Here is a 12,212-nt window from a genome sequence, read left to right as displayed (position 1 = left end):
GCGCATCAAGGGCAACGGCACTTCAAATCATGCTGACAAACAAGCGAAACGTGCTCGATTCGCCGAAAGCCCCATTACGGCATCTTTGACTTTTCCGCTTGGCGGATGAAGCGAGGCCGAAGGCGCCCTACCCGAACAGCCCTTTGGGTCTGTAATTCGGGTTGGGGATGGTTTCGATCCAGCCGCCTTGTTCTTTGATGCTCTCGAGCGCTGCCGAGAGCGGATAGGCGCCCTCGGACTGGCTCCACCAATAGGCACCGCGCTTGAAGGTGATGATCTTGCGGCGGCCGTCGTTGAAGCAGGCCACCCGCAGCGTCTTGGGTTCCTTACGTGACATGGGTGTCTCCGTTCTCCGTGCGGTCAGGCGGCCTCGGCACTGCGACCTGCCCTGCCCACCTCCGATCTGGCGATCAGATAGTCGCAGGCGCGCTGCGCATCTGCGGCGTGCTTGAAGATCGCACCCTTGTCCGACCGAAGAACGCGCAACCAGTTGTGGAGGTAGGCGGCATTCATCTCGAGCGTATGTGCCGTGAAGCCGAGCGTCTGACCCAGGAACACCGAGGTCAATTCCGCGACGATCTCCTCGCGCGCATAGGACGTGTTGCCAAACTTCGAGAACCCGAAATCGCGGTTCAGTCGATGGGGAGCTTTCGTGGCATGGGCGAGCTCATGGGCCCAGACCCCGTAGAAATTGCGTGGGTCCTGGAACCGCGTAATGGACGGCATGTAGACTTTGTCCACGGGCGGCAGGTAGTACGCTTCCGTTCCTGTGAAGACGGTCGTGATGTCGATGGCATCGAAAAATGCCTGCATGTGCGGGATGGGCTTGGACGGCGGATGCTCGGGCACGGGCTCCGGGTCAGGGTAGAAGCTGTCGGGCAGGCCCTCGATCTGGCAGGCATTGAACACGCGGTAGGATTTCTGGAAGCGGAATATACGGGCTTCCTCGGAGTGATCATCCCCGTCGCTGCGGTCATGCTCATCTGCGCCCGCGTCTTTCCGGCTTTGACCGTAATAAACGACGACAGAGGACTTCTCGCCCTTGCGGACCTTTGCGTCCAACGCATTGGCTTGCGGAAGCGTCATCCAGAAGGGAGAGCTGTGGCCCGCCATCACGGTCCGCATCGTCAGCAGGAAGTTGTTCACTCCCTGGTAGGGTTCCCCGCCCACGCGCAGGGGGCGAGAGCTGCCACCTGCGGTCCAGGGCTTGCGCCACGGCAAGACGCCGCGCTCGATGATACGGATGATTTCGTTTGTGATGACCTCGGAGGCATCGAATTTGGGCGTGCGGGATCGGGCCATGACTGGCCTCCTTTTCGAGTTTTGGTGAGAGGAAATGGTGATCAGATTGACTGACGGAGACGTGGATCGTTGACGATCCTCGCGCCGAGCTGTTCGACCGTGTCGATGTAGGTGGTCAGCGAGACGGACCTGCCAGGGCCCCAGGGTTCAGGGTCGGCCGATCCGTCCCGCGCCACGCACGGCAAGTTCGCGAAGGCGATGACGTCACTGATGGGTCGGATATCGATGAACGGGGTTCCTCGTGCGACCGCGAGGGCGGCCAGGGGAAAGCGCTCGATCGGCGCGAAGGTCGAGACGGTAGTCCAACCGAGATGGAGGAATGTCCCACCCTCCCCGCAGATCACATGCGCGTTTGGCAATGACGCCGCCTGCTTCAGATAGCCGAGATCACGCAGGACGGTCTGGCGTTCGAGCCGCTGTGCCAGCGCCGTCTGGCCAGTTCGGCGTAGTTCCTTGTGTCGCCACCGCCAGGCAGCGGTCGCGCGCAACACGCGCAAGACACCTGTTTGCATCGGAATGCCCTTCATCAGGAAAGACAGACCGGAATCCGGCCCGGACCCATCTGAGGGACCCCAAAGGCCCTCATCCGTCAGTCACAAAACCCGAAGAACACTTTCACTCTTTAGAGATCCGATGCTGGAGAATGTTAAATGCGAAGCTCATGAGAACGTAGGATCCTGCACTTTCCGGCATCAGACCCCGATGAGGAACAGGATCAGGCCGGGACACCCTCTTTCGGGCACCCTCTGGCCTGACCCTCCCCAGCCCTCCTCTTCCTCTCAAACCCCATGATTTCCGGAGGTGGCTTGATTTTGTTCCTGTTATGTTCTAATTTAAGAACCACGCTAAGAAGGGAGATCCCCGATGGAAAGCACCACTTACGCCCTGCCCGCGACGCCCAAGCAGATCGCCTATGCGCGCGCGCTGGCCCTGCGCAACCAGACGCTTCTGCCGTGGGAGGTTCAGCAAGATCGGCGCTCCTTGAGCGCCTGGATCGACGCACAGGCAAAGATGAACCCGGGCGCGCAAGACAGCCGCCCGACATCAAAGCAGGTCGCCTTTGCCGAGCGTCTCGCCCGCATTAAGCGCCGCGCCGTGCCGGATGAATGTTTCCGCGACAAGGGGCTGATGTCGAAGTGGATCGACGGGAACAAGTGAAGCTGGGCAGACCCTGCGGTGATCGAGATTACTTCAGCCGATCGACAACGGATGCCTTGCTGGACCTGGCAAGCGCGATCAGGCTGGACTGGATCTTGGATGTGAAGACGGAACTGAACGTGCCAATGGGCGTGCGGTCCTCCCAGACATAGGACCGCTCCAGAATATCCGTGTTGATCTCGTCCAGCATGACCCATTTGCGGACATGGGTCTCTAACCCCACGCGCTGCGACTCGATCTGTGGCACCTCGATAAATTTGCGCGAGGGCAAGGGCGGCTGCGTCGTGATCGGCAGGATGAACACCACGGTCTCGCTATCGGACTTGGCGACAGTGACGGCGATACAGACAGGCCGCGTCTTGCGGCCCTCGGTCTCACCCGCCATCTGCTCGCGTTTCCAAAGGAACGGATAGCGGAAAACCTCTCCAGCACTCGGCTTAGTCATCCGCCCGCGTCAAGTCCCGCTCGAGCCCTTCAATCATCAAAGCCTTGAGATCCTCTGGCATCTCGTCAACCATATGAGCCTGTTGCGTGGCCCCCCGCGCGAGCTGCTGATACTGATCCATGCTCATCAGCACGAATTTCGGCTTGCGGTGCTTGGTGATCGCGATCGGCGACCGAATGGCCGCGTCAAACAGGTCACTTGTATGCCGCGTCAGGTCGGCCGCCTTGAACTCGGGAAGCTCATGCATGATCAGGGTCTCCATTTGTCCATAATATACATACATTCTGGATATTCTGCAAGAGATGGGTTGAGCCCTTCCATGTGTCATCCGAACCGCCGCACGGTCTCAGTGAAGGTGTACTCATTGGCGGTGACCCATCTGAGGGACCCCAAAGGCCCTCATCCGTCAGTCACAGAACCCGAAGAACACTTTCACTTTTACTGAGGTCGTCCCCTTCCGCTCTCTAAACCAATAGCACCTCACCAGACGGCTCAATGCCGGCACCTCTCCCGAAGCTTTTGATTTGGAACAGTAGATCCAAATCGGCAGGCAAGATCGGCAACGCATATCGCCAAAACCTAGCCTGTTAATAACCGATATGTATTTATTTCAAATACTTATCAGGATTCGAAAATCGGCGTGAGTTCTAAAGACAGCCGCCAGAACGGAACCGTGCTTCGTCGAGGAGCATATTCCCGCGGAATTGGCAGACCTTTCCCAGCGGGAAGCCACTGGCCTGGGACAAGGGTTCCATCCTGACAGCGCAACCGAGCTTGCCAATCTCGCCCGCGTGATGAACTGCTACTACTCAAACCTGATTGAGGGTCACAACACACGCCTCCGCAACATTCAGCGAGCCCTTGCTGGCGCGGAGCTTGACGAGAAGAGCGGCTCTCTCGCCCTGGAGGCGCGGGCGAAATTCATCGTTCAGCGGGCCATCGATGAGATGCACCGCAAAGGCACCCTGCCCCGCCCTACCTCCGTCGAATTTCTGACATGGGTTCACAAAAGCTTCAACGATGAAATGCCCGACGAGTTTCGGATCATCGAACATCCCGACGGCACGAATGAGCCGATCGTTCCGGGACACATACTCAAGGCTTAGGATTGGGAAGTTGCGATCGGACGGCACCCACCCCCTTCATCGTCGCGCATTGCGGCGTTCATGGGCCACCTCGACAAACGGTTTCAGATTGCAGTGCGGTCTTCGAGCGGGCGGATCCGCACATCATCGGTCGAACTACATCCACCCTTTCCCTGATGGCAACGGTCGCGTCAGCCGACTGATGTCTCATGCCATGGCGCTCACAGCTGGGATTGGTGGCCATGGGCTCTGGGCCGTATCTCGTGGGCTCACCGATCGGGGTGAGTACAAACGGATGATGGATCTTGCTGGCACTCACTGGCGTGGAGACTCCGACAGGCGGCGCGAGCTGTCCGACGCGGCATGGAAGGTGTTCCGCGAATGGTTCCTGAAAGTGACGCTTGACCAGATCACGTGCTCGGCAAAGCTGTTTGATCGCGGCGGACTGGATCAGCGATATCGTCGTCTCGTTGCGGATACCATCGATGACAAGCGAGCGCCGGATTTGATATCGGCTGTTCTCCGGCTGGTTGCCTTAGGTCGAGGCGATGCGCAGCTTTACCTCAAGGCTTCTGAGCGTAGAGCTTACACTAGACTGAGCAAACTGACCGCCGGTGAATATCTGAGGTCCGTCTCGCCAAAGAGACCTATGCGGCCGTCGTTTCCGCGGGACTATAGAGAGCGGCTTTCTTCGATCCTGTTTGGTGACGTTGATCTGCCTGAATGACAGCCTATACCCAAGTGATTATCCTGGCATGAATATTGAGCACATAAAAACAGGACATTTGGCCCCGAAGTTCACAGCTGTGAACTCTTTATGCCGCGTCCCGTCGCATCAACGCCATGATCATCGGCCCACAAGAGAATTCTCCTATAGCCGCCTTAGCGGACAAAGATCTCATATATCCGCCGGGGGATCTAATGTCAGTGAACCTCTCAAGCATCGCAACAACAACGACAGAGGCCTCTTCAGGGCCCATATAGCGCTTTGCCTCATCCCAAGCGGACGGTGAGATTCCCATCATGGGCCTGACCATATCAGCGACCCTAACCAAGTCATGCCAATGTCGTACGGGCTGTTCAGCATAAGACTTGAATTCGTGACACGATGCGAGAACCAGTCCAAGCGGGATATTCGGTAAGAGTTGGTCCTCATGTTCATGTAAGGTATGATCACCTTCATTCTTACAGTGCTCTACACTGACTCCATCGTCTTCATCTTTAATCGCAACGCATTCCTCCCGCGCTTTTTCCAAGCGAGGTTCAAGAACATAAGAGTCTTTATTTGAATTCTGACAGTGCTGCTCAGAAACAGCATCATTGGTGCTCATATCTTCTGCTAGATGACCATCCAGAAGGTTGCGGGCGTGGTCCAAAGCAGCTCCCAAAGCCGCTTCGATGCGCCCAAGATTTTCCATTTCGAGTTTTCTACGAAGGTCTCGAGCCGCTAGGGCCGCAAGATCGGAGAATTGGTCCCAGACACCCTGATCCGGACGAAGCGAGCGGCCGTACTCGGCTAACCCCGCCAGGTCGCGTCGCATGAGGCTCACAGTGGCGCGCAGCCGCTTGTAGCGTTCATCGGCAGCCCGGACAGCCTCGGCGGCCTCACAGATATCCTGAAAGCGTCGCACGAGCGGTGAGAGGTCGAACCCGAATGCAACCTTTTCGTCCCCATAGCGGCGGGCATAGCGCTTCCCATTGGGACTATCGCGCCGGACGACGAACCCGGTCTGCACGAGATTGGAGAGATGCCGCCGCATCGTAGAGCAGGGCATGCCGTTCAAGCGCTCACAAATCGCCTTGTTAGACGGATATACTATCAACTCGCTGTCGTTGCCTCCGAGTATCGTCGCCTGGTGGAAGCTGACCAAAGCCTGAAGGACCGTCAGATCACGGTCGGACAAGCCGAAAGTCACCCGGGCGGCAGCGAGCTCCCTTAGAACCTCCCACTTGTTGGCACCTGTGGGCGGCAATTCTTCCTGTGTGGCTGCCTGATGTTTCAGAATGGCAGCGTCAATGGTTCGCCGAAACGGCGTTACGGGCTTGTAGTCCATGTTGTCATTCACAAAGACAAAAAATATGCGGCCCGCGAATCACTTTGGACTTGCGGAAAACGGCTCCAGACACTACCTTGGAGGTGCTAGAAACAAGTTAGGGTCTCGTGGAGCGGTCGCTTTGCGGGGCCTTTTCTTTTGCCTGTTTGTGCCTCCTTTTTTGGTTTCTGCTCTTTCTCAGTCTTCCGAACGCCGTTGCCAGCGCTCGTGAAGGTCTTCAATCACGTCATGCACTTCAGACTCGACCCAGTCGGCGAAGTCTCCACTTGCCAGCTCGATCGACAGGCCTTTGGCGGTGCGTTTCACGCTCCCACCACGTTTACCACCGATCTTCAGCGGGACGCTGGAGGACGGGGCAGGGGAGGGGGCCTTTGCAGGTTTGAGTGCCATCGCTACGGCTTTAGCCACCGCTTCAAACGCCTGGACGGATGGATCATCGGTGGACACGGAATCATCCACAACTGTGGAACCGACACCCTTTCTACGTGCCCCCTCTGCAATCTGGGTGAGGCGCTCGCGATCGAGGCCGTTCTCGTCGATGGCACGGCCCAGAGCGTCCCAGCGAGGCCGCCCGATGCCGTGGGCCGGCCCGATGGCGCGAACTAAATCAGAGCCGACGATGTCTACGATGGCGATGGCCATGGAGACCGCAGATTTCGTGACGGTCAAGACTTCTGCAACCTGTGATTGCGTTCCGAAGCCGGATGCCACGAGATCCTTAGCGAAAAGCGCCTTCTCGATGTAGGACAGGTCACGTCGGGCCATATTCTCGGAAATTTGCGCACGCAAAGCGCTGTCATCATCCAGGTTGGCGACGAGAGCGCGGATCTTGGTCACCTTGTCGGACTGGCGGATCGCCTCCAACCGCCTACGTCCATAGACGAGCAGGTAGCGGTCGGGATCATCGGGGACGCGGCGCACAAGGATCGGAACGGTTTGACCATTCGCCTCGATCGCATCGCGCAGGTCCCGCACATCCGCCGGGTCGAGGCGATCCTCCATGCGGTCATCCACGATGTTCGTCGGATCCAGCTCCCAGACATGATGACCATCGACAGCATCGCGCGCGGACCTTAGGGCGCGGTTAGAGCTCATCATTGGCGTGACAGCCCTAGACTGCGGGGTAGAGGAGGGAGCCCCGGCCGACGCGAGACTGTCGAGCATGGACATCCGTTTCTTCTTGCTGCTGGTCATGGGCGCCCCCAAGTCTTCTGGATCAGGTCGGCGATCTCATCATTCAGCGTGTTCAAGCTCTCGAGTGCGCGGTCATAGGTGGAACGGGTGAACGCGCTGCGTTCCACTTCGTAGAGCGTCTGCTTGGTCAGGCCTGCATCGGAGATCGCTGTGGATTTCAACATGGGCGAATTCAGCACTGCTTCCCCGTACATCGTTCGCAGGAAGGCCACGATCCGGTTCTGTGGTGCGTCCTGCGGCTCGTAACGGGTCAAAACGTAGCGCATCCAGTCATGAGACATGTCGGCGCCGCTTTCGGCAATCACGTCCATAAGATCGGCGGTCATACGAAGAAACTGCGACATAGACATCACGTCAAGCATTTCGGGGTGAATCGTAACCAATACGCCGGTAGCCGCAGACAGTGCGGACATCGTCAGAAATCCCAACTGCGGTGGACAGTCGATGACCACTACATCGTAGTCCTCATCGACCTGAGCCAGGGCTTCTTTCACGCGGAAAAAGAAAAGTCCTGCATTGCCCTGCGCCAGGGCCCGGGGGGTGTCGTGCTCGAACTCCATCAGTTCGAGATTGCCGGGAATGAGGTCAAGGTTGGGGATATAGGTCTTGCGGATGACCTCCCGGATTGGATCGGGGTTTTCGTAGCGGATCGCATCATAGAGCGTGCCGCCATCCTCAAGGTCCAATTCCGGCTGAACGCCGTGCAGTGCCGTGAAGGAGGCTTGCGGATCCAGGTCGATGCCCAGCACGCGATACCCGCGCAGCGCAAGCCGTTGCGCGAGATGGGCAGAGGTTGTCGTTTTCCCAGATCCACCCTTGAAGTTCATCACACCGATGACCTGTAGATGATCACCCTCCCGTCGCCCGGGAACGTAATCACCCGGTTTGCGGGCGGTTTTTTCAAGAAGCACGCGCAGCGCTTGGAGGTCCTGCGCCGAGTAATGACGGCGGTTGCCAGCAGTTAACTCGGGAGAAGGCCCCTTGCCATCAAGGTTGAGTTTGCGAAGATAGGAATCGTTGACTCCGAGCAGCGCGGCGGCCTCACCAGAGGTGAACTTGCGCATGGTCTTCTCGGCGTCGGGTGGAAACAGGCTCTCACGTTGCGAATGCAGCTGATTAGCCAGCCATTCCGAATGCTGGCGGATCACCGCGTTGAGATCCTCATGCACAAAGGTCTTGTTCATCTGCCCTCTCACTCCCGAGACACTACTTCTTTGGCGTGTTCACGGAAACTGACGTTTTTTGCCTCGTTTCCGTGACTATTGGCGCAAGAGTCGGATTCGCGCAAGGATTTTCCACATCTAGTGGGCGAGCTCCGCCGAAACACAAGCTTGTTTGCCCCCTCACCGAGTCGACGCGGCGAACTCAAAGATGGGTCGCAGATGCAGAGGGCAGTTCCGATACCACACTCCAAGCCGCTCATCATAGCCTCGGCCGGCGGATGCGAAGGGCACCCTAGGCGCGTTGCACTTGCGTATTGATCACCTTAGATATACATTGATCGTTGTTTATCCAAGGCTAGTGAGGAGAAGATGCAAGTTGCCAAATGGGGAAATTCTCTCGCGGTGCGGCTGCCCGTCGGCCTTGTGCGGGAACTCGGCCTGAAGGAGGGCGATCAGATCGACCTGGTAAAGGACGATGGAACCCTGCTTGTTCGGCGCCAGCCTCGCGCCAATGAAGTTTTGCAAGGACTACGCCGGTTTCGGGGCAAACTGCCCAGGGACGCGCGACTGAGCCGCGACGCTGCGCATGAGCGCTGAGTTCACGGACACGAATGTCATTCTCTACTTGCTTGACGACGGTCCAAAGGCGGATCGGGCTGAGGAAATCCTGGGGCAGGGGCCGCGGATCAGTGTACAAGTCCTGAACGAAGCGCTCGTCAATTGTCGAAGAAAGGCGGGGCTCAGCTGGGAGGACACCGCAGCCTTTCTCGCAGGTATCCAATCCTTGTGCGCGGTCGAGGACTTGACGATCCAAACCCACCAAGTGGGACGCGCCTTGGCGGAGAAGTACCAGCTCTCGGTTTATGACGCGATGATCGTGTCTGCTGCACTCATTGCGGGGTGCACGACATTGTGGAGCGAGGACATGCACGACGGATTGCTCGTGGAAGATCAGTTGCGCGTCGTCAATCCATTTTCCTGACCGCAAATTGGGCTGCAACCTTGCAATCTTTCCGTGGGTTGGAAGATTTTCAAGGCTGGAATTGCTGCACGAGTCAGAGCAACCCCAGCTTCTCCGCCCGCTCTAACAGCATCTTGACCGATGACGGCTGCCAGCTTGTCCGCCCACGGGGCGTGCGCTCGCGCATCGCTTCCAGCCGGGTGCAGATCGCCTGAAGCGTCATCTCGGGATCCGCGCCCTTGATGGCGGCGACGATGGCGGGCAGACGGTCGTCGGTTTCGCGGCGGCCGACGCGGGCCAAAACTGTCTCGGGCAGAAAGCCGTCGCGGACATAGGCCTTCACAGCGCGTAGCAGGCGGCTTTGGGTCCAGCGACGCGCCTCGGGCAAGGGGCCGTTGATGATGCGCACCACGTCTTCCCAGGCCAAGTCGGGCCGCAACCGGCGCACATGGGGCACCCAGTCCTGGGCAGTCTCGTTCAGACGCTCCATATAGCCGTCCTGTCGCGCCAGCCGCACTTTGCGAAGAGCAGCAGGGTCTTTGGCACGCAGCCCAGGGTTCCCGCCCACGCGGCCCTTTGTGCGCGCGCTGGCGAGTCCGGCCTTGGTGCGTTCCCGAATCAGGGCGCGCTCGAACTCGGCCGCAGCGCCCAGGACCTGCAGCGTGAACTTGCCTTGCGGGGATCCGGTGTCGATGGGGTCCTGGATCGAGCGAAAGAACGCCCCCTTGGCCTCCAGCCGCTCAATCACCTCCACCAGATGCGACAGCGACCGCGCCAGTCGGTCGATCCGAACGACGACCAGCGTGTCGCCCTTGCTGATCCGTTCAAGCACCCGCGCCAGCACCGGCCGCGCACGATTGCCGCCCGAGGCATGTTCTTCGTGGATTTCGGCGCAGCCTGCAGATTTCAGGGCCTGTGTCGCGTTTAGTTACCCGTTTCAATTGAAGCTGTAAGCTGAAATCCCACGCCTCGTATTTTAGCTTACAGCTTCACCAAAGGGCCGCGCGCCGTGGACTCGCAGCGATGTGGCCATGAGTGGCGCGGCAGTCTCATTTCGCGCTGATTTGTCTCAAAAGGTATAGTAATTATACTTTTTCGGCATATATTGATTCTCATGAAGTTCGAGTATGATCCCGACAAGAGTGCCGCGAACCGTGCAAAGCACGGGATCGACTTTGATGAAGCTCAGGCCCTCTGGGATGATCCTTATCTGATCGAGGCCCCTGCCAACGTCACGGATGAGCCACGCTTTCTGGCGGTTGGCATGATCGGGGCCATACACTGGACGGCTGTCTACACATACCGGAGCGACCGGGTGCGGATCATTTCCGTGCGCCGCGCTCGCAAGCAGGAGATTGACCATTATGAAGGCGACTGAATTCGACGAACGTTTTGAGGCGGGCGAAGACATGTCCGCCCATGTCGATTGGACAAAGGCGCGCCGCCTCAATGTCGAGGCCAAGCGGGTGAACGTGGATTTCCCGACCTGGGTTGTCGCAGGTCTGGACCGGCAGGCCCAGAAGCTCGGCATCACCCGTCAGGCACTGATCAAGATGTGGATCGCAGAGCGGCTACAGTGATAACGCCCAAACATGCGCCTGCGGCAAGGCAGGGGGCTCACAACCCGGCTGCCTTCGTCAGGTTCACCCGGAACCTGTCGCGCCTGCGCTGGTAGCGCCGGGTCATCTCGGCCGACGCATGTCCGAGTTGCTTTTGAACATAGCGCTCATCAACCTCTGCCGACGAGGCGAGCCCGGCGCGTAAGGAATGGCCGGAGAACATTGCCAAGCGTTTGGCTTCCGGCAAATCGGATCTGATGCCACTCTTCATAACGGTTGCCTTGATCAGTCGCGCTATGTGCTTGTCGGAAAGGCGGGACTCGAGGGCACGCTTGCCATCCCGCGATGTGCGCACGAAGACCGGACCAAAGTCGATCTTGGCAAAGTGTAGCCACTGCTCCAGCGCGTGGACGGGACAGGTCTGGTCGCTTGAGCCACGCCCGACCTCGACCTCGCGCCAGCCGGTCTTGGCATTGAGGGTGAGCAGGGCGCCGCCATCGAAGACCTCGATCCAGCCGCCGGAGTCCGGTGTATCGTCCTTATGAAAATCGAGGCAGACCACCTCCGAACGGCGCAGGCCGCCTGCATAGCCCAGAAGCAAGATCGCCCGATCTCGAAGCCCGCGGAGATCGAAAGGAAGGGTGGCCACCATGGCTTGAATGTCCTCAGGCAAGATCGCTTCCTTCTGGACCGGAGGGCGCGCATGCTTGCGTTTGATCCCGGCCAGAACCGTGGCGATGTGGCGGTTCTTGCGATCAAGAGTGAAGCCGCGCTGCCTGTAGTTCCAAGCGAGGCCGGAGAGACGACGCTCAATCGTGGAGACCGAAAGGGCAGGGGCCTTCCCGGCTGGTGCAGCCAGATCAGCCAGATAAAGCCCAACCATCTCTGGCGAGGGGGGCAGAGGTTCCGTGCCTTTCAGTCGGCACCAGCGGGTGAAGTGTTTCCAGTCGGCCGCGTAGGCCTTGTTCGTGTTCCCAGCCGTCGAGGCCTCGGCGTAGTCCCGGGCGGTATCGATCAGCCGGTCGAGCGCGCCGGAACCGGCCACATGGGCGGGCAGAGCGATTGAGGCTCGGTCTCGAGAGGTTCTCTCGTCGTGTTCTTTGCTGTTCGCCGCGCCATGGGGGTGCTGAGCTCGAAATCTCAGACCCTGACCCGCCCGAACTTTCGATTTTGGTGCTGTTATTTGTGAGACTACCCATGTCGTTCTTGTTCCATTGGTGGACACTAACGTATTGATATCATTATGTTCATGTTCTTGTTTCATTCCCGGATTATAGTTTCATTATCGGAC

Annotated in this window: 16 protein-coding genes and 2 pseudogenes; 8 read left to right on the top strand and 10 right to left on the bottom strand. The window is 58.7% G+C overall.

Going from position 1 to position 12,212, the window contains the following annotated elements:
* Positions 1–127: 127 nt before the first annotated feature.
* The 3 genes from ABIE58_RS19375 to ABIE58_RS19365 are packed head-to-tail and all read right to left on the bottom strand — an operon-like array spanning position 128 to position 1,814.
* Positions 128–337: a DUF6330 family protein gene (locus ABIE58_RS19375; RefSeq protein WP_354546278.1), complete on the bottom strand. Its 210-nt coding sequence runs from the start codon at positions 335–337 to the stop codon at positions 128–130.
* A 23-nt stretch (positions 338–360) separates the two neighbouring features.
* Entirely contained in the window at positions 361–1,302 is a 942-nt protein-coding gene (locus ABIE58_RS19370) for an ArdC family protein (protein WP_354546277.1), read from the bottom strand.
* A 41-nt stretch (positions 1,303–1,343) separates the two neighbouring features.
* Entirely contained in the window at positions 1,344–1,814 is a 471-nt protein-coding gene (locus tag ABIE58_RS19365; RefSeq protein WP_354546276.1) for a hypothetical protein, read from the bottom strand.
* Positions 1,815–2,166: 352 nt separating this feature from the next.
* Between ABIE58_RS19365 and ABIE58_RS19360 the strand changes: the two genes are divergently transcribed.
* Complete coding sequence (locus ABIE58_RS19360; RefSeq protein ID WP_050525478.1) at positions 2,167–2,460, top strand: hypothetical protein; 294 nt, start codon at positions 2,167–2,169, stop codon at positions 2,458–2,460.
* Positions 2,461–2,488: 28 nt separating this feature from the next.
* On the opposite strand, the gene ABIE58_RS19355 is transcribed toward ABIE58_RS19360, so the two are convergent.
* Positions 2,489–2,845: a hypothetical protein gene (locus tag ABIE58_RS19355; protein ID WP_117156221.1), complete on the bottom strand. Its 357-nt coding sequence runs from the start codon at positions 2,843–2,845 to the stop codon at positions 2,489–2,491.
* A gap of 52 nt (positions 2,846–2,897) precedes the next feature.
* Positions 2,898–3,167 carry a type II toxin-antitoxin system prevent-host-death family antitoxin gene (locus ABIE58_RS19350; protein WP_354546275.1) on the bottom strand — a complete coding sequence of 90 codons (270 nt, stop codon included), beginning with the start codon at positions 3,165–3,167 and terminating at the stop codon, positions 2,898–2,900.
* Between the two features lie 442 nt (positions 3,168–3,609).
* On the opposite strand from ABIE58_RS19350, the gene ABIE58_RS19345 reads away from it, so the two are divergent.
* From ABIE58_RS19345 to ABIE58_RS19335, 3 genes and pseudogenes are all read left to right on the top strand, one after another.
* Complete coding sequence (locus ABIE58_RS19345) at positions 3,610–4,011, top strand: Fic family protein (RefSeq protein WP_354546274.1); 402 nt, start codon at positions 3,610–3,612, stop codon at positions 4,009–4,011.
* A pseudogene (locus ABIE58_RS19340) lies at positions 3,926–4,144 on the top strand (hypothetical protein); the annotation flags it as partial. The gene ABIE58_RS19345 and the pseudogene ABIE58_RS19340, both read left to right, overlap by 86 nt.
* Before the next feature lie 60 nt (positions 4,145–4,204).
* Positions 4,205–4,717 (top strand): hypothetical protein, encoded by a 513-nt coding sequence (locus ABIE58_RS19335; RefSeq protein WP_354546280.1) that lies wholly within the window; start codon positions 4,205–4,207, stop codon positions 4,715–4,717.
* A gap of 88 nt (positions 4,718–4,805) precedes the next feature.
* Here the strand turns inward: ABIE58_RS19335 and repC are convergent, their stop codons facing one another.
* The 3 genes from repC to repA form a co-directional block, all read right to left on the bottom strand.
* Positions 4,806–6,044: a plasmid replication protein RepC gene (repC, locus tag ABIE58_RS19330; RefSeq protein WP_354546273.1), complete on the bottom strand. Its 1,239-nt coding sequence runs from the start codon at positions 6,042–6,044 to the stop codon at positions 4,806–4,808.
* A gap of 177 nt (positions 6,045–6,221) precedes the next feature.
* The gene (repB, locus tag ABIE58_RS19325) at positions 6,222–7,238 is read right to left on the bottom strand and encodes a plasmid partitioning protein RepB (RefSeq protein ID WP_354546272.1); all 1,017 of its coding nucleotides are present in this window, start codon (positions 7,236–7,238) and stop codon (positions 6,222–6,224) included.
* The gene (gene repA, locus ABIE58_RS19320) at positions 7,235–8,422 is read right to left on the bottom strand and encodes a plasmid partitioning protein RepA (protein WP_297779657.1); all 1,188 of its coding nucleotides are present in this window, start codon (positions 8,420–8,422) and stop codon (positions 7,235–7,237) included. Before repA ends, repB begins: the two co-directional genes overlap by 4 nt.
* Positions 8,423–8,770: 348 nt before the next feature.
* Here repA and ABIE58_RS19315 point away from each other — a divergent pair, with 348 nt between their 5' ends.
* Together ABIE58_RS19315 and ABIE58_RS19310 are read left to right on the top strand one after the other, a co-directional pair.
* Positions 8,771–8,998 carry an AbrB/MazE/SpoVT family DNA-binding domain-containing protein gene (locus tag ABIE58_RS19315; RefSeq protein ID WP_350153200.1) on the top strand — a complete coding sequence of 76 codons (228 nt, stop codon included), beginning with the start codon at positions 8,771–8,773 and terminating at the stop codon, positions 8,996–8,998.
* Positions 8,988–9,383, top strand: coding sequence for a PIN domain-containing protein (locus ABIE58_RS19310; protein ID WP_354546271.1), 396 nt, complete (start codon positions 8,988–8,990; stop codon positions 9,381–9,383). The genes ABIE58_RS19315 and ABIE58_RS19310 overlap by 11 nt, the downstream gene beginning before the upstream one ends.
* Before the next feature lie 73 nt (positions 9,384–9,456).
* Here ABIE58_RS19310 and ABIE58_RS19305 read toward each other — a convergent pair.
* Positions 9,457–10,290 (bottom strand): annotated as a pseudogene (locus tag ABIE58_RS19305) (recombinase family protein); the annotation flags it as partial.
* 186 nt (positions 10,291–10,476) lie between these two features.
* On the opposite strand from ABIE58_RS19305, the gene ABIE58_RS19300 reads away from it, so the two are divergent.
* Complete coding sequence (locus ABIE58_RS19300) at positions 10,477–10,740, top strand: BrnT family toxin (protein ID WP_354546270.1); 264 nt, start codon at positions 10,477–10,479, stop codon at positions 10,738–10,740.
* Positions 10,727–10,942 (top strand): type II toxin-antitoxin system BrnA family antitoxin, encoded by a 216-nt coding sequence (brnA, locus tag ABIE58_RS19295; protein WP_336430551.1) that lies wholly within the window; start codon positions 10,727–10,729, stop codon positions 10,940–10,942. The genes ABIE58_RS19300 and brnA overlap by 14 nt, the downstream gene beginning before the upstream one ends.
* A gap of 37 nt (positions 10,943–10,979) precedes the next feature.
* On the opposite strand, the gene ABIE58_RS19290 is transcribed toward brnA, so the two are convergent.
* Positions 10,980–12,185, bottom strand: a complete 1,206-nt coding sequence (locus ABIE58_RS19290; protein WP_502950123.1) for a tyrosine-type recombinase/integrase — start codon at positions 12,183–12,185, stop codon at positions 10,980–10,982.
* Positions 12,186–12,212: the final 27 nt, after the last annotated feature.

Origin of the sequence: Roseovarius sp. MBR-78 (assembly GCF_040547535.1) — a bacterium.
Lineage (GTDB): Bacteria > Pseudomonadota > Alphaproteobacteria > Rhodobacterales > Rhodobacteraceae > Roseovarius.
This window is presented reverse-complemented; position numbering and strand designations above follow the sequence as displayed.

What these genes read in the sequence shown, in the direction of transcription:
- ABIE58_RS19375 (WP_354546278.1), bottom strand. Translation starts at nt 337, where the DNA reads ATGTCACGTAAGGAACCCAAGACGCTGCGGGTGGCCTGCTTCAACGAC.
- ABIE58_RS19370 (WP_354546277.1), bottom strand. Translation starts at nt 1,302, where the DNA reads ATGGCCCGATCCCGCACGCCCAAATTCGATGCCTCCGAGGTCATCACA.
- ABIE58_RS19365 (WP_354546276.1), bottom strand. Translation starts at nt 1,814, where the DNA reads ATGCAAACAGGTGTCTTGCGCGTGTTGCGCGCGACCGCTGCCTGGCGG.
- ABIE58_RS19360 (WP_050525478.1), top strand. Translation starts at nt 2,167, where the DNA reads ATGGAAAGCACCACTTACGCCCTGCCCGCGACGCCCAAGCAGATCGCC.
- ABIE58_RS19355 (WP_117156221.1), bottom strand. Translation starts at nt 2,845, where the DNA reads ATGGCGGGTGAGACCGAGGGCCGCAAGACGCGGCCTGTCTGTATCGCC.
- ABIE58_RS19350 (WP_354546275.1), bottom strand. Translation starts at nt 3,167, where the DNA reads ATGGAGACCCTGATCATGCATGAGCTTCCCGAGTTCAAGGCGGCCGAC.
- ABIE58_RS19335 (WP_354546280.1), top strand. Translation starts at nt 4,205, where the DNA reads ATGGCGCTCACAGCTGGGATTGGTGGCCATGGGCTCTGGGCCGTATCT.
- repC (WP_354546273.1), bottom strand. Translation starts at nt 6,044, where the DNA reads ATGGACTACAAGCCCGTAACGCCGTTTCGGCGAACCATTGACGCTGCC.
- repB (WP_354546272.1), bottom strand. Translation starts at nt 7,238, where the DNA reads ATGACCAGCAGCAAGAAGAAACGGATGTCCATGCTCGACAGTCTCGCG.
- repA (WP_297779657.1), bottom strand. Translation starts at nt 8,422, where the DNA reads ATGAACAAGACCTTTGTGCATGAGGATCTCAACGCGGTGATCCGCCAG.
- ABIE58_RS19315 (WP_350153200.1), top strand. Translation starts at nt 8,771, where the DNA reads ATGCAAGTTGCCAAATGGGGAAATTCTCTCGCGGTGCGGCTGCCCGTC.
- ABIE58_RS19310 (WP_354546271.1), top strand. Translation starts at nt 8,988, where the DNA reads ATGAGCGCTGAGTTCACGGACACGAATGTCATTCTCTACTTGCTTGAC.
- ABIE58_RS19300 (WP_354546270.1), top strand. Translation starts at nt 10,477, where the DNA reads ATGAAGTTCGAGTATGATCCCGACAAGAGTGCCGCGAACCGTGCAAAG.
- brnA (WP_336430551.1), top strand. Translation starts at nt 10,727, where the DNA reads ATGAAGGCGACTGAATTCGACGAACGTTTTGAGGCGGGCGAAGACATG.
- ABIE58_RS19290 (WP_502950123.1), bottom strand. Translation starts at nt 12,185, where the DNA reads ATGAAACAAGAACATGAACATAATGATATCAATACGTTAGTGTCCACC.